This is a genomic window from Streptomyces sp. NPDC001194 (assembly GCF_042896985.1).
GTDB lineage: Bacteria > Actinomycetota > Actinomycetes > Streptomycetales > Streptomycetaceae > Streptomyces.
The window spans coordinates 624,263-641,530 of sequence record NZ_JBIAXU010000002.1; the positions used below are offsets into that span (position 1 = coordinate 624,263).

The following is a 17,268-nucleotide window of genomic DNA, read 5'->3' on the forward strand; positions in this document are numbered from 1 at the left end:
GGTCCCGCTACGCGCGGGCGATGGGGGCCAGCGCGGCCTGCGTCAGCGCGGTCAGGGTGGCGGGCGGGAGTTCGACCTCCAGGCCCCGGCGGCCCGCCGAGACGCAGATCGTGGCGTGCCCCGTCGCCGACTCGTCCACCACCGTGCGGAGCCGCTTGCGCTGGCCCAGCGGGGAGATGCCGCCCCGTACGTACCCCGTCGTGCGCTCCGCCAGTGCCGGGTCGGCCATCGCCGCCCGCTTCCCGGAGACCGCGGTCGCCAGCGCCTTCAGGTCCAGGCTCCCCGACACCGGGACCACCGCCACCACCAGTGCGCCGTCCACCTCCGCGACCAGCGTCTTGAAGACCCGGTCCGGGGAGACCCCCATGGCCTGCGCCGCCTCCTCGCCGTACGAGGGGTGCGCCGGGTCGTGCTCGTAGGCGTGCACCGTGAACTGGGCCCGGGCGGAGTTCAGGGCCACGATCGCCGGGGTGCCCGCCGAAGCGGGTGTCTTCTTCTTCGCCATCGGTCCTTCGCCGTCAGTTCGGGCTCGTCGGCGCGCGCGTCAGGTCCACCGCCGGCAGCGACGGGAGGTGGCGGATGACCGCCGTCTCCGCGCGCAGCAGTTTCAGTTCCTCCGCGAGCCGCGTCGCGGTGTCCGGCGCCTGGAGCAGCCGCTGCTTCGCCGGGATGTCCAGTACGGCCGCCGCCGCCACCAGGTACGAGACCACCGACGGCTCGTCCGGCAGGTCGGCGCCCGAGGTCAGGGACCGCTCGCGGGCCCCGGCCAGCCGCTTCTGGTAGTTCCGGAAGGCCCGCAGGACCCCCTCCGCCAGCGCGCCCGCACCGTCGCCCGCGTCCTCCGGGAGCTCCTCCAGCTCCGCGACCAGGTACGGGCCCGAGGTGTCCACCGACAGCAGTCGCACCCGCGCCGTACCGGTGGCCAGGACCTCGAAGCTGCCGTCCTCCCGCTCCCGGATCGTCGCCGCGTCCGCGATGCAGCCCACCCGGTGGAAGGCCTGGACGGGGTCGGCCCCGAAACCCGCCGTCGGGCCCCGCTCGGGCAGCGCCGTCTGGTCCGGCAGGCCCGGCGCGGTCGGCGCGACCTCCCGGCCGTCGCGGATCGCGACGACCGCGAAGCGGCGCGGCTCGTCCTCGCCCGTCTTCAGCAGATCGCGCATCATGGCGCGATAACGCTCCTCGAAGATGTTCAGCGGGAGGACGAGTCCCGGGAACAGCACCGAGTTCAGCGGGAAGAGGGGCAGGCGAACGGAGGTCACGACGCACAGGGTAGTGGCCGGGGGCCAGGGCCTGTCACCTTCATTGTCAGAGCTCCCCCCGCTCACCCACGCCGCAGCAGCCGCGAGGCTCCCGCCGCCACCGTCGTCGCCAGGGTCCAGCCCAGCAGGACCAGCGCCGCGGAGCCCCACTGCCAGCCGCCCTCCACGTTCCACTGGCCGTCCTGGCCGAGATCGATCACCGGGAGCAGCAGGTCCAGGGCGTAGAGCGCCGGATCCCAGTGCGGGTGCTCGTCCGCCTTGATCGGCGGCGGCTCGTGCCGGGAGAAGAGCAGGGCGCCCGCCGCCCACAGCACCGCCATCCACAGCGCGGCCCGGCCGGGCCGGTATCCGTACGCCACCGTCCAGTCCTGGAGGTACCCCCAGGCCTTGAGCGCCGGCGGCAGGGTGGCCCGGCGCCGGCGCTGCTTGGCCAGCAGCACCTCGCGGGCGTCCGCGTCCTCGCCGCTCGCGCGCAGTACGGCGGCCAGCCGCTCGTACGGCTCCGGCGAGTACTCGGGGGTGGCCGCCGCCACCCAGTCCAGCCTGCGGGCGAGCGGGAAGTGGCCCCGGGGTGCGAGGTTCTCGTAGGCGAACCCCTCGATCGAGACCCCGCCCGGGCCGGGCCAGCTGGTGGAGGTGTCGACCAGCTTGACCACCTTCGCCCCCGACAGCACCACCCGCCCCCGCTCCGGCCGCTCCCCGACGAACCGCAGCTCCGGGGTCTGGATCCGGCGCAGCGAGACCTCCTGCCCGTCGGCCAGGACGAACCGGGCCCCGTAGAAGTCGACGGCGTCGCCGAAGCGGCCGTCGTCCAGGCGCAGCCCGCCCCGGCACTCGAAGCGCTGGGCCCGCTGCCCGCGCGTGGGCGTCTGGCCGAGCCCGTACGGGGGAGTGGAGGAACCGGAGTCGCCGGGAACGTAGTCGAGGGCGATCGAGGTCAGGTACAAGGTCCGCTCGACGGTCAGCTGCGGGGCGTTCAGCGCCCGCCGCCCGTGCGGATTGCGCAGCCGGGCACCGCGCAGGTTCATCGACACGCCGACCTTCGCTCCGCGCAGGCTCACCTCCCCGTCCGTCTCCAGCAGCTCGCCCTGGAAGTCCTGCGCGACCGACATCCCGTCGGCGGCTATGGCCCGGCCCTTGTTGTCCCGCCGTACGACGGCCTGGCTGATCAGGAGGTCGGTGCCGATCTGGGCGTCGGTCAGCCGGATCCCGCGGGCCACGCGGCAGCGCGGCAGGTGCAGGTCGCCCTCGGTGTGCAGCCGGGAGGCGTCCAGCCGCGGTATCGCGCAGTTGATCATGCGCAGGGTGATGAACCGGGTCTCGGACAGCTGTATCTCACTGTCGAAGCGACAGGACTGGAGTTCGACGTACGGATCCACCGTCCCCCCGGACAGGTCGAGCCGCCCCGTGATCCGTACGCCGCGCAGCTTCAGCGCGGCCACCCGGCCCGGCACCGGCGGCGGGCCGTGGAGCAGCAGCAGCGCCACCACCTGGGCGCGGACGCTGCGCCCGGTGCCCCAGGTCCGCCCGCTGTCGTGCGGATCGTCCTCGTTGGCGGCGCGGGCGCTGAGATCGCAGACGCTGCCCGTCCGGTACGCCTGCCACATGCGGCGTTCGGGATCGGTGAGATCCGCGGGCTGCTCGCCCGGCCGTGACTCCGCCATGGCGGCCCCCCTCCGCTGCGCATACGTGTAGGGGAACGCTAATGGGCACCGGTGACACCCGGGGCGTGTATCAGCCAGTGATACGGGCGAACGGTGGCGGGAGGCGGTCTGAGAGAATTGGGAGGTGATCTCTCGTATCGACCTGCGCGGTGACGCCCTCCCCGAGGGCGGCGCCCTGCGCGATCTGCTGCCCCGTGCCGAGTTCGACGTGGAAGCCGCCCTTGAGAAGGTGCGGCCCATCTGCGAGGACGTCCATCATCGCGGCACGGCGGCGTTGATCGAGTACGCGCAGAAGTTCGACGGCGTCACGCTGGAGCAGGTCAGGGTCCCCGCCGAGGCCCTCAAGACCGCCCTCGCCGAGCTCGACCCGGCCGTCCGCGCCGCGCTCGAGGAGTCGATCCGGCGCGCCCGGATCGTCCACCGCGAGCAGCGCCGCTCCGAGCACACCACCCAGGTGGTCCCCGGCGGAACCGTGACCGAGAAGTGGGTTCCGGTCGAGCGCGTGGGCCTGTACGCCCCGGGCGGCCGCTCCGTGTACCCGTCCTCCGTCGTGATGAATGTCGTCCCGGCCCAGGAGGCGGGCGTCGAGTCGATCGCGCTCGCGTCCCCGCCGCAGAAGGAGTTCGGCGGCCTGCCGCACCCCACGATCCTCGCCGCCTGCGCCCTGCTCGGCGTGGACGAGGTGTACGCGGCCGGCGGCGCCGTGGCCGTCGCGATGTTCGCGTACGGGACCTCCGGACCCGACGGGTGCCCCCCCGTCAACATGGTGACCGGCCCCGGCAACATCTGGGTCGCCGCCGCCAAGCGCTACTTCACCGGCCGCATCGGCATCGACACCGAGGCCGGCCCCACCGAGATCGCGGTCCTCGCGGACTCCACGGCCGACCCGGTGCACGTCGCCGCCGACCTGATCAGCCAGGCCGAGCACGACCCGCTGGCCGCCGCCGTGCTCGTCACGGACTCCGCGGAGCTCGCGGACGCCGTCGAGAAGGAGCTGGAGCCGCAGGTCGCCGCGACCAAGCACGTCGAGGACCGGATCAAGCCCGCCCTCGCCGGCAAGCAGTCCGCGATCGTGCTGGTCGACAGCCTGGAGGACGGCCTCAAGGTCGTCGACGCCTACGGCGCCGAGCACCTGGAGATCCAGACCGCCGACGCCGCGGCCTGGGCCGCCCGCGTGCGCAACGCCGGCGCGATCTTCGTCGGCCCGTGGGCCCCCGTCTCGCTCGGGGACTACTGCGCCGGGTCGAACCACGTGCTGCCCACCGGCGGCTGCGCCTGCCACTCCTCCGGCCTGTCCGTGCAGTCCTTCCTGCGCGGCATCCACATCGTCGACTACACGCGCGACGCCCTCGCCGAGGTCACCCACCACGTGGTGACGCTGGCCGAGGCCGAGGACCTGCCGGCGCACGGCGCGGCCCTCAAGGCGCGCTTCGGCTGGAAGGTGCCCACCCAGTGAGCTTCGGGATCGACGACCTCCCCATCCGGGACGAGCTGCGCGGCAAGACCCCGTACGGCGCCCCGCAGCTCGACGTGCCCGTCCAGCTGAACACCAACGAGAACCCGTACGAGCTCCCCGCCGAGCTCGTCGCCCGCATCGCCGAGCGCGTCGCCGACGCCGCCCGCACCCTCAACCGCTACCCCGACCGGGACGCGGTCGAGCTGCGGACCGAGCTGGCCGCGTACCTCACCCGTACGGGCAAGCACCCGGTCTCCCGCGAGAACGTCTGGGCCGCCAACGGCTCCAACGAGGTCATCCAGCAGCTGCTGCAGACCTTCGGCGGGCCCGGGCGGACCGCGATCGGCTTCGAGCCCTCGTACTCCATGCACGCGCTGATCGCGCGCGGCACCGGCACGGGCTGGATCTCCGGCCCGCGCCGGGAGGACTTCACCATCGACGTGGAGGCGGCCGAGCAGGCCATCGCCGAGAACGCGCCCGACGTCGTCTTCATCACCTCGCCCAACAACCCCACGGGCACCGCGGTCGAGGCGGAGACCGTCCTCGCCCTCTACGAGGCCGCGCAGGCGGCCAAGCCCTCCCTGGTGATCGTCGACGAGGCGTACGTGGAGTTCAGCCACCGGGACTCCCTCCTGCCGCTGATCGAGGGCCGCCCGAACCTGGTGGTCTCCCGGACCATGTCCAAGGCCTTCGGCGCCGCCGGGCTGCGCCTGGGCTACCTGGCCGCCCACCCGGCCGTGGTCGACGCCGTCCAGCTCGTACGCCTGCCGTACCACCTGTCGGCCGTCACCCAGGCGACCGCGCTGGCCGCCCTGGAGCACACCGACACCCTGCTCGGCTACGTCGAACAGCTCAAGGCCGAGCGGGACCGCCTGGTCACCGAGTTGCGGGCCATCGGCTACGAGGTCACCGAGTCCGACGCGAACTTCATCCAGTTCGGGAAGTTCGAGGACTCGCACACCGCCTGGCGGAAGATCCTCGACCAGGGTGTCCTGGTCAGGGACAACGGCGTACCGGGCTGGCTGCGGGTCACCGCCGGCACCCCGGCCGAGAACGACGCGTTCCTGGAAGCGGTTCGCGCACTGAAGAAGGAGCAGCACGCATGAGCCGCATCGGACGGGTCGAACGGACCACGAAGGAGACCTCGGTCCTCGTCGAGATAAACCTCGACGGCACCGGCAAGGTCGACGTCTCGACGGGCGTGGGCTTCTACGACCACATGCTCGACCAGCTCGGCCGCCACGGCCTCTTCGACCTCACGGTCAAGACGGACGGCGACCTGCACATCGACAGCCACCACACCATCGAGGACACCGCGCTCGCGCTCGGCGCCGCCTTCAAGCAGGCCCTCGGCGACAAGGTCGGCATCTACCGCTTCGGCAACTGCACCGTGCCGCTCGACGAGTCCCTCGCCCAGGTGACCGTCGACCTGTCCGGCCGCCCGTACCTCGTGCACACCGAGCCCGAGAACATGGCGCCGATGATCGGCGAGTACGACACGACGATGACCCGCCACATCTTCGAGTCCTTCGTCGCGCAGGCCCAGATCGCCCTGCACATCCACGTCCCGTACGGCCGCAACGCCCACCACATCGTGGAGTGCCAGTTCAAGGCCCTGGCCCGCGCCCTGCGCTACGCGGCGGAGTTCGACCCGCGCGCCGCCGGAATCCTGCCCTCCACGAAGGGCGCCCTCTAGCCGTGAACGGCCTGAACACCATCCTGATCGTCCTCGGCCTCTTCCTGGCCGGCGGCGTCTACTCCTTCCAGAAGCAGAAGATGCCCAAGTCGGTCATCATCCTGCTCGCCATCGGCTCCGCGATGTGCCTCGCCGCCGGAGTCCTGCGGATCCAGGGGATTTGGGAATGAGCGCAGCCCGACCGACCAAGACGGTCGTGGTCTTCGACTACGGCTTCGGAAACGTACGTTCCGCCGAGCGCGCGCTCGCGCGGGTCGGGGCGGACGTCGAGATCACCCGCGACTACGACAAGGCCATGGACGCCGACGGGCTGCTCGTGCCCGGTGTCGGGGCCTTCTCGGCCTGCATGCGGGGGCTCAAGGACGCCCGCGGCGACTGGATCATCGGCCGCCGGCTCTCCGGCGGGCGGCCCGTCATGGGCATCTGCGTCGGCATGCAGATCCTCTTCGAGCGCGGCATCGAGCACGGCGTGGAGACGGAGGGCCTCGACGAGTGGCCCGGCACCGTCGAGCCGCTGCGCGCCCCGATCGTGCCCCACATGGGCTGGAACACCGTGGAAGCGCCGGCCGACAGCCAGGCCTTCAAGGGCCTGGACGCCGACTCCCGGTTCTACTTCGTGCACTCGTACGCGGTCCGCGACTGGAGCCTGGAGGTCACCAACCCCGCGATCCGCGCCCCCCGCGTCACCTGGGCCACGCACGGCGAGCCCTTCGTCGCGGCGGTGGAGAACCGGGCCCTGTGGGCCACCCAGTTCCACCCCGAGAAGTCCGGCGACGCCGGCGCCCAGCTCCTCACCAACTGGATCGAGACCCTCTGATGACCGCCAGCAAGCTCGAACTGCTGCCTGCCGTCGACGTCCGCGACGGCCAGGCCGTCCGCCTCGTGCACGGAGTGTCCGGCAGCGAGACCTCCTACGGGTCCCCGCTGGAGGCCGCACTCGCCTGGCAGGCCTCCGGCGCCGAATGGCTCCACCTCGTCGACCTCGACGCCGCCTTCGGCACCGGTGACAACCGGGCGCTCGTCGCCGAGATCACCGGCGCCATGGACATCAAGGTCGAGCTGTCCGGGGGCATCCGCGACGACGCCTCGCTCGCCGCCGCCCTCGCCACCGGCTGCACCCGCGTCAACCTCGGCACCGCCGCCCTGGAGACCCCCGAGTGGGCCGCGAAGGCCATCGCCGAGCACGGCGACAAGATCGCGGTCGGTCTCGACGTACGCGGTACGACCCTCAAGGGCCGCGGCTGGACCAGCGAGGGCGGGGACCTCTACGAGACCCTCGCGCGCCTGGACTCCGAGGGCTGCGCCCGGTACGTCGTCACCGACATCGGCAAGGACGGCACGCTGACCGGGCCCAACCTGGAGCTGCTGAAGAACGTCTGCGCCGCCACCGACCGGCCGGTCGTGGCCTCCGGCGGCATCTCCTCGCTGGACGACCTGCGGGCGCTGGCCGCCCTGGTGCCGGCGGGCGTCGAGGGCGCCATCGTCGGCAAGGCCCTGTACGCGAAGGCCTTCACCCTGGAAGAAGCCCTGAAGGTGGTCTCCGCATGAGCTCCGACGACGTACGCCGCATCTCCTCCGGCGGCCCCTACGAGGACGTCATCGCGTACTCCCGCGCCGTGCAGCTCCCGAACGGGCTCGTGCTCGTCTCCGGCTGCACCGCCGGGGACGCGGGCGGCCCGTACGACCAGACCGTCGCCGCGTTCGGCGTCGCGTTCAAGGCCCTGGCCCAGGCCGGCCTCGGCCCCGAGGACGTGGTGCGCACGCGCATGTACCTCACCCACGCCCGCGACGTGGACGAGGTGGGCCGCGCCCACAAGACGCTCTTCGACGGGGTCCGGCCCGCCGCGACGATGCTGATCGTCTCCGGCTTCGTCGACCCGTCGATGGTCGTCGAGGTCGAGGTCGAGGCGTACGGCCCGGTGCGGGAGGTGTCCGCATGACCCTCGCCGTACGAGTGATCCCCTGCCTGGACGTGGACAACGGCCGCGTCGTCAAGGGCGTCAACTTCCAGAACCTGCGCGACGCCGGCGATCCGGTGGAGATGGCCAAGCTGTACGACGCCGAGGGCGCCGACGAGCTGACCTTCCTCGACATCACCGCTTCGTCCGGGAACCGCGAGACCACCTACGACGTGGTGCGGCGGACCGCCGAGCAGGTGTTCATCCCGCTGACCGTGGGCGGCGGCGTCCGCACCGCGGAGGACGTGGACAAGCTGCTGCGGGCCGGCGCCGACAAGGTCGGCGTGAACACCGCCGCCATCGCGCGGCCCGAGCTGATCCGGGAGATCGCGGAGCGGTTCGGCCGGCAGGTGCTGGTGCTGTCCGTGGACGCCCGGCGCACCGCGACCGGTTCCTTCGAGGTCACCACGCACGGCGGCCGCCAGGGCACCGGCATGGACGCCGTCGAGTGGGCGCACCGGGCGGCCGAGCTCGGCGCCGGGGAGATCCTGCTGAACTCGATGGACGCGGACGGCACGAAGGACGGCTACGACACCGAGATGATCGCGGCCGTGCGGGGGCACGTCAGCGTCCCGGTGATCGCCTCGGGCGGCGCCGGGCGGCTGGAGCACTTCGCCCCGGCGATCGCGGCCGGCGCCGACGCGGTGCTCGCCGCCTCGGTGTTCCACTTCGGCGACCTGCGGATCGGCCAGGTCAAGGAAACGCTGCGCGAGGCGGGCCACCCGGTCCGCTGACCGCCGCCGGGCCGCACCGGCCGGGACGACGCGGGGGAGTCACCCCCGCTCCCCGGCCGGGCGGCGGCTGCCGGGAGAGGACCTAGCGGAAGTCGTCGAACGCGTCGGAGTCGTCCTGCTCCGGCATCTGCGGCTTCTCCTGCTTGTCGGCCTGCTGCTTGTCCGGGCTCTGCTGGTCCGCCTCCTGCTTGTCCGCCTGCTCCTGCTCGCCCACCTTGCGGAAGACCACCGCGGCGGCGTGGAAGTCGCCTGCCTTGTCGCCCGGCTGGAGGGTGGCGACCGGCTCGCCGTTGCACTCCGCGTCCTCGAACAGCAGGGCCTCCGAGTCGGTCCTGTTCACGGCCTCGAGGACCTTCGACGAGGCGGACGGCAGCGCGTGGCACTGGTCCGCGCCGACATCCTTGATCTGGGCGTTCTTCTCGGCGTTCTGCTGGTCCACGTACACGTAGTCGAGGGCCTTGCCCTCGTCGGCGAACGCCTGGGCTCCGGCGGGCAGGACCAGTGCGAGGGCTCCGGCGAGCGCGGCTGCAGTGGTGCGAAGACGCATGGGGGTTTCCGTTCCTTCCACGGTGACGACACCGAACCGGTCGGCATCCGTGACGGAGCGTAGGGATCGGGTGGGGTGCGGAAACCTTTCCCCCCGGGGCGCCATGCCGGTTTCACCGGCCCGGCGGAACCGGCGCCCCGCGGTGTCCGCCCCGGAGCCCCCGTGCCTCAGATGCCGAGCCTGGCCGCCGTCAGCTTGGCGACGGCCTCCTTCGGGCCGTCCAGCTCCACCGCGGCCGCGTCCTGGCGGCCGAAGCAGAAGAGGGTCAGTTCGCCCGGCTCGCCGGTGACCGTCACCACCGGGGTGCCCTTGTGCGCCACCGCCGTCTGGCCGTTCGGGCGGCGCAGCACCAGGCCCACCGGCGAGCGCCGGCCCGTCAGCCGCGCCAGCTTCTCCAGCCGGGACCACAGGGCGTCCGAGAACACCGGGTCCAGCGCGCGGGGCGACCAGTCCGGCTGGGCGCGCCGCACGTCCTCGGCGTGGACGTAGAACTCCACCGCGTTGGCCGCCTCGTCGATCTGCTTCACCGAGTAGAGGGACATCTTCGGCGGGCCGGTCCGGATCAGCTGGATCAGTTCCTCGTACGGCTTGGCCGTGTACTCGGCCATCGCCTTGTCCAGCCGGTCCTTCAGCACGTTCAGCAGCAGGCCGCCCGCGGCGTCCGGGCGGCGCTCCCGGACCACCACGTGCGCGGCCAGTTCCCGGGCCCGCCAGCCGTCGCACAGCGTCGGCGCCTGCGGCCCCACCGACTCCAACAGGTCCGCCAGCAGCAGGCGTTCGCGCTTCGCATGGGTAGACATGGGGGCCACCCTACGACCGCGGGCCGTGCTTTGCCCGCCCATCAGGCGGACGGTGATCCTTCACGGCCGTCCGGGCGCGGCACAATGGCCCCCATGAGTACGTCCTCCCTCGATCCCGCCATCGCCGCCCGCCTCAAGCGCTCCGCGGACGGCCTGGTCCCGGCCATCGCCCAGCAGTACGACACCGGTGAGGTGCTCATGCTCGGCTGGATGGACGACGAGGCCTTGCACCGCACCCTGACCACCGGCCGCTGCACCTACTGGTCCCGCAGCCGCCAGGAGTACTGGGTGAAGGGGGACACGTCCGGCCACTTCCAGCACGTGAAGTCCGTCGCCCTCGACTGCGACGCCGACACCCTCCTCGTCAAGGTCGACCAGGTCGGCGCCGCCTGCCACACGGGCGCCCGTACGTGCTTCGACGCCGATGTCCTTCCGCTGGCCGAATAGGTAGGTAGGGTCCCACCCCATGGATCTTGAGACGTTCCGCAAGCTCGCGGCGGACCGCCGCGTCATCCCCGTGAGCCGCAAGCTGCTGGCCGACGGTGACACCCCCGTCGGGCTCTACCGCAAGCTGGCCGCCGAACGCCCGGGCACCTTCCTCCTGGAGTCCGCCGAGAACGGCCGCTCCTGGTCCCGCTACTCCTTCGTCGGCGTCCGCAGCGCCTCCACGCTGACCGTCCGGGGCGGCCGCGCGCACTGGATCGGGACCCCGCCCGTCGGCGTCCCCACCGACGGGGACCCGCTCGAGGCCCTGCGCGCCACCGTCCAGACCCTGCACACGCCCCGCGACCTCGCCGCCGGGATGCCGCCCTTCACCGGCGGCATGGTCGGCTACCTCGGCTACGACATCGTGCGCCGCCTGGAGCGCATCGGCGAGCAGACCGCCGACGACCTGGAGCTGCCCGAGCTGACCATGCTGCTCACCTCAGACCTGGCCGTCATGGACCACTGGGACGGCACGGTCCAGCTCATCGCCAACGCCATCAACCACAACGACCTCGACACCGGCGTGGACGAGGCGTACGCGGACGCGGTGGCCCGGCTCGACGCGATGGAGGCCGACCTCGCCCGGCCCGCCCCGTACACGCCCACCCCGCTGCCCGCCTCCGAGCTGCCGGAGTTCTCGGCGCTGTGGGGCGGCGAGAAGTACCAGGAGGCCGTCGAGGACATCAAGGAGCGGATCCGGGCCGGCGAGGCCTTCCAGGTGGTGCCCTCGCAGCGGTTCGAGACCCCTTGCGCCGCCTCGGCGCTGGACGTCTACCGGGTGCTGCGGGCCACCAACCCGTCTCCGTACATGTACCTGTTCCGCTTCGAGAACGGCTTCGACGTCGTCGGGTCCAGCCCCGAGGCCCTGGTCAAGGTCGAGGACGGGCGGGCCATGGTCCACCCGATCGCCGGAACCCGCCACCGCGGGGCCACCCCGCAGGAGGACCACGAGCTCGCCGAGGAGCTGCTGGCCGACCCCAAGGAGCGCGCCGAGCACCTGATGCTCGTCGACCTGGGCCGCAACGACCTGGGCCGGGTCTGCGAACCGGGATCGGTCGAGGTGGTCGACTTCATGTCGATCGAGCGGTACTCGCACGTCATGCACATCGTCTCCACCGTCACCGGCCGGGTCGCCCAGGGCCGGACCGCCTTCGACGTGCTGACCGCCTGCTTCCCGGCGGGCACCCTCTCGGGTGCGCCCAAGCCGCGCGCCATGCAGATCATCGAGGAGCTGGAGCCCACCCGGCGCGGTCTCTACGGCGGCTGCGTCGGCTACCTCGACTTCGCCGGCGACTCCGACACGGCCATCGCCATCCGCACCGCGCTGCTGCGCGACGGCACGGCGTACGTCCAGGCGGGCGCGGGAGTCGTCGCGGATTCGGTGCCCGAGCTGGAGGACCTGGAGTGCCGCAACAAGGCCGCCGCCGTGCTGCGCGCGGTGGGAGCGGCGAACCGGCTGAACGGCTCGTGACCCGGTAGGGGATAGTGGGTACGTGAGTGCCGTACCCCCACCCCGAACCGACGCCGACGCCTCCGACGCCCCGCAGGCCCCGGAGGGTCGAGCCGGCCGCCGAAGCGTGGCCGTCGCCCTGCTGCTCGGCGCGCTCGGCGCCTCCGTCGTCCTGCTCGCCTCCGGCCGCGTCTGGGCCCGGGGCACCGCCGCCGTCGGGGGCGGCTCGCTGCCGCTCACCGCGGACGGGCGGGCCGTCACCGGACTGCCGGCGGCCCTGGCCATCGTGGGCCTCGCGGCCCTGGTGGCCGTGTTCGCCGTACGCGGCAGGAGCCGGCTCCTGGTCTCCGGGCTGCTCGCGCTGAGCGGCCTGGGCGCGGCCCTGGCCGCCGTATTGGCCGCCGACGACCGACAGGCCCTGGACGCGCAGGCCGCCCGTACGACGGCGGACACGGCGGCGCAGGTGGGGGCGCTGACCCACACGGCCTGGCCGTACGTCACGGCCGCCGGCGCGGCCCTGATCCTGGTCGCCGGACTGCTGGCGCTGCGGTTCGGCAGCGGCTGGCCGGCGATGGGCGGCCGCTACGAGCGGGACGGCAGCCCCCGGCCCCGCAAGGCGGCGGCGGTGGACCCCGACCGGCCCGAGGACCTGTGGAAGGCCCTGGACCGCGGCGAGGACCCCACCCGCTGACCACGCATCCCGTCCGGTGCGGGACAATGAGCACCGAGCATTCGACACAAGCCGTGTTTTCCGAACACCCGGCGTCTTCTGAACACCCTGCGACAGAGCAAACGAGGAGCAACTCATGGCGGGCACTAGCCACGGACACACCCCGGCCGCCTGGACCGGTGTCATCATCGCCTTCATCGGTTTCTGCATCTCCGGCGCCTTCATGGTGCTCGCCAACCCGCTCGGGTTCTGGGCCGGTCTCGTCGTGGTCGCGCTCGGCGGTGTGGTCGGTCTGGCGATGAAGGCCGCGGGCATGGGCATGCCGAAGCCCGCCCACCAGGACCTGGCCGTGGTCATCGCCTCGAACAAGGCCACCGCCAAGGTCTGACCGGCCGGGTGCCGGTTCCGGTGAACGGTTTCGAAAGGCGCGGCCCCGCTGGGCTGCGCCTTTTGTCATGAGCGGAGAGAATCAGCGCGTGGACGCCCCTCACAGCCCCTACGCCGTGCCGACCGCCCCCCTGCCGCCCGTGCCGCCCGCGCCGCCGCGGAGCCGCCTGCGGAGGCTTGCCCCGCCGGGGCTGACGCTGGCCGCGGCGGGTCTGGCGTTTGCGTACGTGGGCACCGTGGATCCCAATGAACCCGGCCACTATCCGGTCTGCCCGCTATTCCGGCTGACCGGAATCCTCTGCCCCGGATGCGGCGGTCTGCGCAGTGCGCACGCGTTCGCCCACGGTGACCTGATCACCGCTTTGGGAGCAAATGCCCTGGCCGTCGCCGGCTACTTCGTCTTCGCCGGGTTCATGATCCTGTGGCTGGTTCGCGCCGGTCGCGGCGGTCCGACCCCGCGTTTTTCCCTGCGGCGGCCGCACTGGTGGATCATCGGTGTACTGGCGCTGGTCTTCGTGGTGGTCCGAAACCTGCCCTTCGGGACCGCGCTGGCCCCGTGAGGACCGGGAGATTCCCTTATGAATCCCCGATTCCGAATGTCCATTCCATGGGACGCCGTCAACCGCGTGCGGAGGGCAAGGCCTCCTGCGGATACCATTTGATTGCTGACCTTGCAGTTGTACGTGTCTGCAAGGCGGCCGACCGTCATCGACCCGGAAGGGGGCCGCTCGCGTGAGTGTGCTCGACGAGATCATCGAAGGGGTCCGCGAAGACCTTGCCGAACGGCAGGCCCGCGTGAGCCTCGACGAGCTCAAGGAGCGTGCCGCCAAGGCGCCCCAGGCCAAGGACGGCGTCGCTGCCCTGCGCGGCGACAGCGTCAAGGTGATCTGCGAGGTCAAGCGCTCCAGCCCCTCCAAGGGCGCGCTGGCCGCCATCGCCGATCCGGCCGGACTGGCCGCCGACTACGAGGCGGGCGGTGCGGCGGTCATCTCCGTCCTCACCGAGCAGCGCCGTTTCGGTGGCTCGCTGGCCGACCTGGAGGCCGTCCGCGCACGCGTGGACATCCCGATCCTGCGCAAGGACTTCATCGTCACGGCGTACCAGCTGTGGGAGGCCCGCGCCTACGGCGCCGACCTCGTGCTGCTGATCGTCGCGGCCCTGGAGCAGGAGGCCCTCGTCTCCCTGATCGAGCGGGCCGAGTCCATCGGCCTCACCCCGCTCGTCGAGGTCCACGACGAGGACGAGGTCGAGCGCGCGGTTGCGGCCGGCGCCAAGATCATCGGCGTCAACGCCCGCAACCTCAAGGACCTCAAGGTCGACCGCTCCACCTTCGAGCGCGTCGTCGGCGAGATCCCGGCCCACATCGTCAAGGTTGCCGAGTCCGGCATCCGCGGGCCGCACGACCTGATCGCCTACGCCAACGAGGGCGCCGACGCCGTCCTCGTCGGGGAGTCCCTGGTCACCGGACGCGACCCGAAGGCGGCCGTGGCCGACCTCGTCGCCGCCGGCGCCCACCCCGCCCTGCGCCACGGCCGGAGCTGACCGTCCCATGGCTCCCGACCGCCCCTCCGTCCGCACGCCGCACGTGCCGCAGGCAGCTCGCCGCGGCCCGCTCGGCGTGCCGACGGCGTACGCGCCCCTGGCGCGCGGCTGCCGCCCCCGCGGCTGCCGCGCCCCGGCCCGGCGCGTGCACGGGCGGCGGGTGCGGTACGTGATCGGCTCCGAGCCCGGTCAGGTCAACGGCATGCGATGGCGCACCGCAGGCGCGCTGTAACGAGGACCGCCCCGGTCCGGTACGCCTGACGCCACCGTTTCGTCTCCACGGTGCCGGCGTACCGCCCCGCGCGGTGCTCGCTTACGGTCCGTCGCCCCGGGCCGCCGGCCCCGGGCACGGGCCGCTGCGCCCGTACGCGTCCCCACCCCCGCAGCGGGGTGCGCGTGCGGCGGGCCCGCGGCGCAATACGGTGCACCCATCCCATCGCACCCGTAGGAGTACTGGCCATGTCCAGCAACTCGTTCTTCATTCCGGACCCGGAGGGGCACGTCCCCAACGCCGAGGGCTACTTCGGCGACTTCGGCGGCAAGTTCATCCCGGAGGCGCTCGTCGCCGCCGTGGACGAGGTCGCCGTCGAGTACGAGAAGGCCAAGGGCGACCCGGCCTTCGCGGCCGAGCTCAACGACCTCATGGTCAACTACACCGGCCGGCCCAGCGCCCTCACCGAGGTGCCCCGGTTCGCCGAGCACGCCGGCGGCGCCCGGATCTTCCTCAAGCGCGAGGACCTCAACCACACCGGCTCGCACAAGATCAACAACGTGCTGGGCCAGGCGCTGCTCACCAAGCGCATGGGCAAGACCCGCGTCATCGCCGAGACCGGAGCCGGCCAGCACGGCGTGGCCACCGCCACCGCCTGCGCCCTCTTCGGCCTCGAGTGCACCGTCTACATGGGCGAGATCGACACCCAGCGCCAGGCCCTGAACGTGGCCCGCATGCGGATGCTGGGCGCCGAGGTCATCGCCGTGAAGTCCGGCTCCCGGACCCTCAAGGACGCCATCAACGAGGCGTTCCGCGACTGGGTCGCCAACGTGGACCGCACCCACTACCTCTTCGGCACGGTCGCCGGCCCGCACCCCTTCCCGGCCATGGTCCGCGACTTCCACCGGGTCATCGGCGTCGAGGCCCGCCGCCAGATCCTGGAGCGCGCCGGCCGGCTGCCCGACGCCGTCGCCGCCTGTGTCGGCGGCGGCTCGAACGCCATCGGCCTCTTCCACGCCTTCATCCCGGACACCGGGGTCCGCCTGGTCGGCTTCGAGCCCGCCGGGCACGGCGTGGAGACGGGCGAGCACGCGGCCACGCTGACCGCGGGCGAACCGGGGATCCTGCACGGCTCCCGCAGCTACGTCCTCCAGGACGAGGAGGGCCAGATCACCGAGCCGTACTCGATCTCGGCCGGCCTGGACTACCCGGGCATCGGTCCGGAGCACTCCTACCTCAAGGACAGCGGCCGCGGCGAGTACCGCGCGGTCACCGACGACGCCGCCATGCAGGCCCTGCGCCTGCTCTCCCGCACGGAGGGCATCATCCCGGCGATCGAGTCGGCGCACGCGCTCGCGGGCGCCCTCGACCTGGGCAAGGAGCTCGGCAAGGACGGGCTGATCGTGGTCAACCTGTCCGGCCGCGGCGACAAGGACATGGACACGGCGGCCCGCTACTTCGGGCTGTACGACGGCGAGGGGGAGACCAAGTGAGCACCGGGAACATCCAGCTGCTGAGCGACACCCTCGCGAAGGCCAAGTCCGAGGACCGCGCGGCCCTCGTCGCCTACCTCCCGGCCGGGTTCCCGACCGTCGACGGCGGGATCGAGGCCGTCAAGGCCGTCATCGCGGGCGGCGCGGACGTGGTCGAGGTCGGCCTCCCGCACAGCGACCCGGTCCTGGACGGCGCGATCATCCAGACCGCCGACGACATCGCCCTGCGCGGCGGAGTCAAGATCGCCGACGTGCTGCGCACCGTGCGCGAGGCGCACGCGGCGACCGGGGCGCCGGTGCTGGTGATGACGTACTGGAACCCGATCGACCGCTACGGCGTGGAGCGGTTCGCCGCCGAGCTGGCCGCTGCGGGCGGCGCGGGCTGCATCCTGCCCGACCTGCCGGTCCAGGAGTCCGCGCTGTGGCGCGAGCACGCCGACAAGCACGGTCTGGCGACCGTCTTCGTCGTCGCGCCGAGCAGCAAGGACGAGCGCCTTGCGACCATCACCGCCGCCGGTTCCGGATTCGTCTACGCCGCCTCGCTGATGGGTGTCACCGGTACCCGCGAGTCGGTCGGCAACGAGGCCCAGGAGCTGGTCCGCCGTACCCGCACCACCGCTGGTGCCCGCCGTGGGCTCCCTGTCTGCGTGGGCCTCGGCGTCTCGAACGCGGCGCAGGCCAAGGAGGTCGCGGGCTTCGCCGACGGGGTGATCGTCGGCTCGGCCTTCGTGAAGCTGCTGCTGGACGCGCCGGACCTGCCGGCCGGGCTCGAGGCCGTACGGGCCCTGGCGGGCGAGCTCGCGGAAGGCGTCCGCAGGGGCTGACGAGCCCGCCGGCGGACCCGGGCGTTCGATCGGCGCCGCGAACCCGTGAGCGGGTTCTGTAGCCCGATCGGGTGGAAGTGGGAGCGGGGAG

The 17,268-nt window shown here is 72.5% G+C and carries 22 protein-coding genes; 17 read left to right on the forward strand and 5 right to left on the reverse strand.

Annotated features, from left to right (window positions below):
- Positions 1–7 precede the first annotated feature (7 nt).
- From ybaK to ACFY1T_RS07560, 3 genes are all read right to left on the reverse strand, one after another.
- Positions 8–505 carry a Cys-tRNA(Pro) deacylase gene (gene ybaK / locus ACFY1T_RS07550; protein ID WP_390787366.1) on the reverse strand — a complete coding sequence of 166 codons (498 nt, stop codon included), beginning with the start codon at positions 503–505 and terminating at the stop codon, positions 8–10.
- Between the two features lie 13 nt (positions 506–518).
- Positions 519–1,259 carry an LON peptidase substrate-binding domain-containing protein gene (locus tag ACFY1T_RS07555; protein ID WP_030871515.1) on the reverse strand — a complete coding sequence of 247 codons (741 nt, stop codon included), beginning with the start codon at positions 1,257–1,259 and terminating at the stop codon, positions 519–521.
- Positions 1,260–1,321: 62 nt separating this feature from the next.
- A complete protein-coding gene (locus tag ACFY1T_RS07560; RefSeq protein ID WP_390787367.1) occupies positions 1,322–2,923 on the reverse strand; it encodes an oxidoreductase in 1,602 nt (533 codons plus the stop codon).
- A gap of 124 nt (positions 2,924–3,047) precedes the next feature.
- On the opposite strand from ACFY1T_RS07560, the gene hisD reads away from it, so the two are divergent.
- From hisD to hisF, 8 genes are read left to right on the forward strand one after another with little or no spacing between them, the layout of a single operon-like run.
- Positions 3,048–4,379 (forward strand): histidinol dehydrogenase, encoded by a 1,332-nt coding sequence (gene hisD / locus ACFY1T_RS07565; RefSeq protein WP_390787368.1) that lies wholly within the window; start codon positions 3,048–3,050, stop codon positions 4,377–4,379.
- Positions 4,376–5,485 (forward strand): histidinol-phosphate transaminase, encoded by a 1,110-nt coding sequence (locus tag ACFY1T_RS07570; RefSeq protein ID WP_390787369.1) that lies wholly within the window; start codon positions 4,376–4,378, stop codon positions 5,483–5,485. Before hisD ends, ACFY1T_RS07570 begins: the two co-directional genes overlap by 4 nt.
- On the forward strand, positions 5,482–6,075 hold the full coding sequence (hisB, locus tag ACFY1T_RS07575) for an imidazoleglycerol-phosphate dehydratase HisB (protein ID WP_030155936.1): 594 nt from the start codon (positions 5,482–5,484) through the stop codon (positions 6,073–6,075). Before ACFY1T_RS07570 ends, hisB begins: the two co-directional genes overlap by 4 nt.
- A gap of 2 nt (positions 6,076–6,077) precedes the next feature.
- Positions 6,078–6,245 carry a hypothetical protein gene (locus ACFY1T_RS07580; RefSeq protein ID WP_030871528.1) on the forward strand — a complete coding sequence of 56 codons (168 nt, stop codon included), beginning with the start codon at positions 6,078–6,080 and terminating at the stop codon, positions 6,243–6,245.
- On the forward strand, positions 6,242–6,892 hold the full coding sequence (gene hisH / locus ACFY1T_RS07585; RefSeq protein ID WP_390787370.1) for an imidazole glycerol phosphate synthase subunit HisH: 651 nt from the start codon (positions 6,242–6,244) through the stop codon (positions 6,890–6,892). Before ACFY1T_RS07580 ends, hisH begins: the two co-directional genes overlap by 4 nt.
- Positions 6,892–7,623 carry a bifunctional 1-(5-phosphoribosyl)-5-((5-phosphoribosylamino)methylideneamino)imidazole-4-carboxamide isomerase/phosphoribosylanthranilate isomerase PriA gene (gene priA, locus ACFY1T_RS07590; protein ID WP_229340503.1) on the forward strand — a complete coding sequence of 244 codons (732 nt, stop codon included), beginning with the start codon at positions 6,892–6,894 and terminating at the stop codon, positions 7,621–7,623. The genes hisH and priA overlap by 1 nt, the downstream gene beginning before the upstream one ends.
- Positions 7,620–8,015 carry a RidA family protein gene (locus tag ACFY1T_RS07595; RefSeq protein WP_030871533.1) on the forward strand — a complete coding sequence of 132 codons (396 nt, stop codon included), beginning with the start codon at positions 7,620–7,622 and terminating at the stop codon, positions 8,013–8,015. Before priA ends, ACFY1T_RS07595 begins: the two co-directional genes overlap by 4 nt.
- Positions 8,012–8,767: an imidazole glycerol phosphate synthase subunit HisF gene (hisF, locus tag ACFY1T_RS07600; RefSeq protein WP_390787371.1), complete on the forward strand. Its 756-nt coding sequence runs from the start codon at positions 8,012–8,014 to the stop codon at positions 8,765–8,767. Before ACFY1T_RS07595 ends, hisF begins: the two co-directional genes overlap by 4 nt.
- A gap of 82 nt (positions 8,768–8,849) precedes the next feature.
- On the opposite strand, the gene ACFY1T_RS07605 is transcribed toward hisF, so the two are convergent.
- Both ACFY1T_RS07605 and ACFY1T_RS07610 read right to left on the reverse strand, forming a co-directional pair.
- Positions 8,850–9,314, reverse strand: a complete 465-nt coding sequence (locus tag ACFY1T_RS07605) for a hypothetical protein (RefSeq protein ID WP_390787372.1) — start codon at positions 9,312–9,314, stop codon at positions 8,850–8,852.
- 167 nt (positions 9,315–9,481) lie between these two features.
- Positions 9,482–10,114, reverse strand: coding sequence for a TIGR03085 family metal-binding protein (locus ACFY1T_RS07610; protein ID WP_390787373.1), 633 nt, complete (start codon positions 10,112–10,114; stop codon positions 9,482–9,484).
- A gap of 84 nt (positions 10,115–10,198) precedes the next feature.
- On the opposite strand from ACFY1T_RS07610, the gene hisI reads away from it, so the two are divergent.
- The 9 genes from hisI (at position 10,199) to trpA (ending at position 17,177) form a co-directional block, all read left to right on the forward strand.
- Complete coding sequence (hisI, locus tag ACFY1T_RS07615; RefSeq protein WP_053786912.1) at positions 10,199–10,561, forward strand: phosphoribosyl-AMP cyclohydrolase; 363 nt, start codon at positions 10,199–10,201, stop codon at positions 10,559–10,561.
- 19 nt (positions 10,562–10,580) lie between these two features.
- Positions 10,581–12,071: an anthranilate synthase component I gene (locus ACFY1T_RS07620; RefSeq protein WP_390787374.1), complete on the forward strand. Its 1,491-nt coding sequence runs from the start codon at positions 10,581–10,583 to the stop codon at positions 12,069–12,071.
- A gap of 22 nt (positions 12,072–12,093) precedes the next feature.
- A complete protein-coding gene (locus tag ACFY1T_RS07625) occupies positions 12,094–12,741 on the forward strand; it encodes a TIGR02234 family membrane protein (RefSeq protein WP_390787375.1) in 648 nt (215 codons plus the stop codon).
- 115 nt (positions 12,742–12,856) lie between these two features.
- A complete protein-coding gene (locus tag ACFY1T_RS07630) occupies positions 12,857–13,108 on the forward strand; it encodes an HGxxPAAW family protein (RefSeq protein WP_037847556.1) in 252 nt (83 codons plus the stop codon).
- A 67-nt stretch (positions 13,109–13,175) separates the two neighbouring features.
- Positions 13,176–13,667 carry a DUF2752 domain-containing protein gene (locus ACFY1T_RS07635; RefSeq protein ID WP_390787376.1) on the forward strand — a complete coding sequence of 164 codons (492 nt, stop codon included), beginning with the start codon at positions 13,176–13,178 and terminating at the stop codon, positions 13,665–13,667.
- A gap of 172 nt (positions 13,668–13,839) precedes the next feature.
- Positions 13,840–14,649 carry an indole-3-glycerol phosphate synthase TrpC gene (gene trpC / locus ACFY1T_RS07640; protein ID WP_030871559.1) on the forward strand — a complete coding sequence of 270 codons (810 nt, stop codon included), beginning with the start codon at positions 13,840–13,842 and terminating at the stop codon, positions 14,647–14,649.
- A 7-nt stretch (positions 14,650–14,656) separates the two neighbouring features.
- Positions 14,657–14,881 (forward strand): tryptophan biosynthesis modulator TrpM, encoded by a 225-nt coding sequence (gene trpM, locus ACFY1T_RS07645; RefSeq protein ID WP_390787377.1) that lies wholly within the window; start codon positions 14,657–14,659, stop codon positions 14,879–14,881.
- A gap of 227 nt (positions 14,882–15,108) precedes the next feature.
- Complete coding sequence (gene trpB / locus ACFY1T_RS07650; protein ID WP_037847559.1) at positions 15,109–16,353, forward strand: tryptophan synthase subunit beta; 1,245 nt, start codon at positions 15,109–15,111, stop codon at positions 16,351–16,353.
- Positions 16,350–17,177, forward strand: a complete 828-nt coding sequence (gene trpA, locus ACFY1T_RS07655) for a tryptophan synthase subunit alpha (RefSeq protein WP_390787378.1) — start codon at positions 16,350–16,352, stop codon at positions 17,175–17,177. The genes trpB and trpA overlap by 4 nt, the downstream gene beginning before the upstream one ends.
- Positions 17,178–17,268 lie beyond the last annotated feature (91 nt).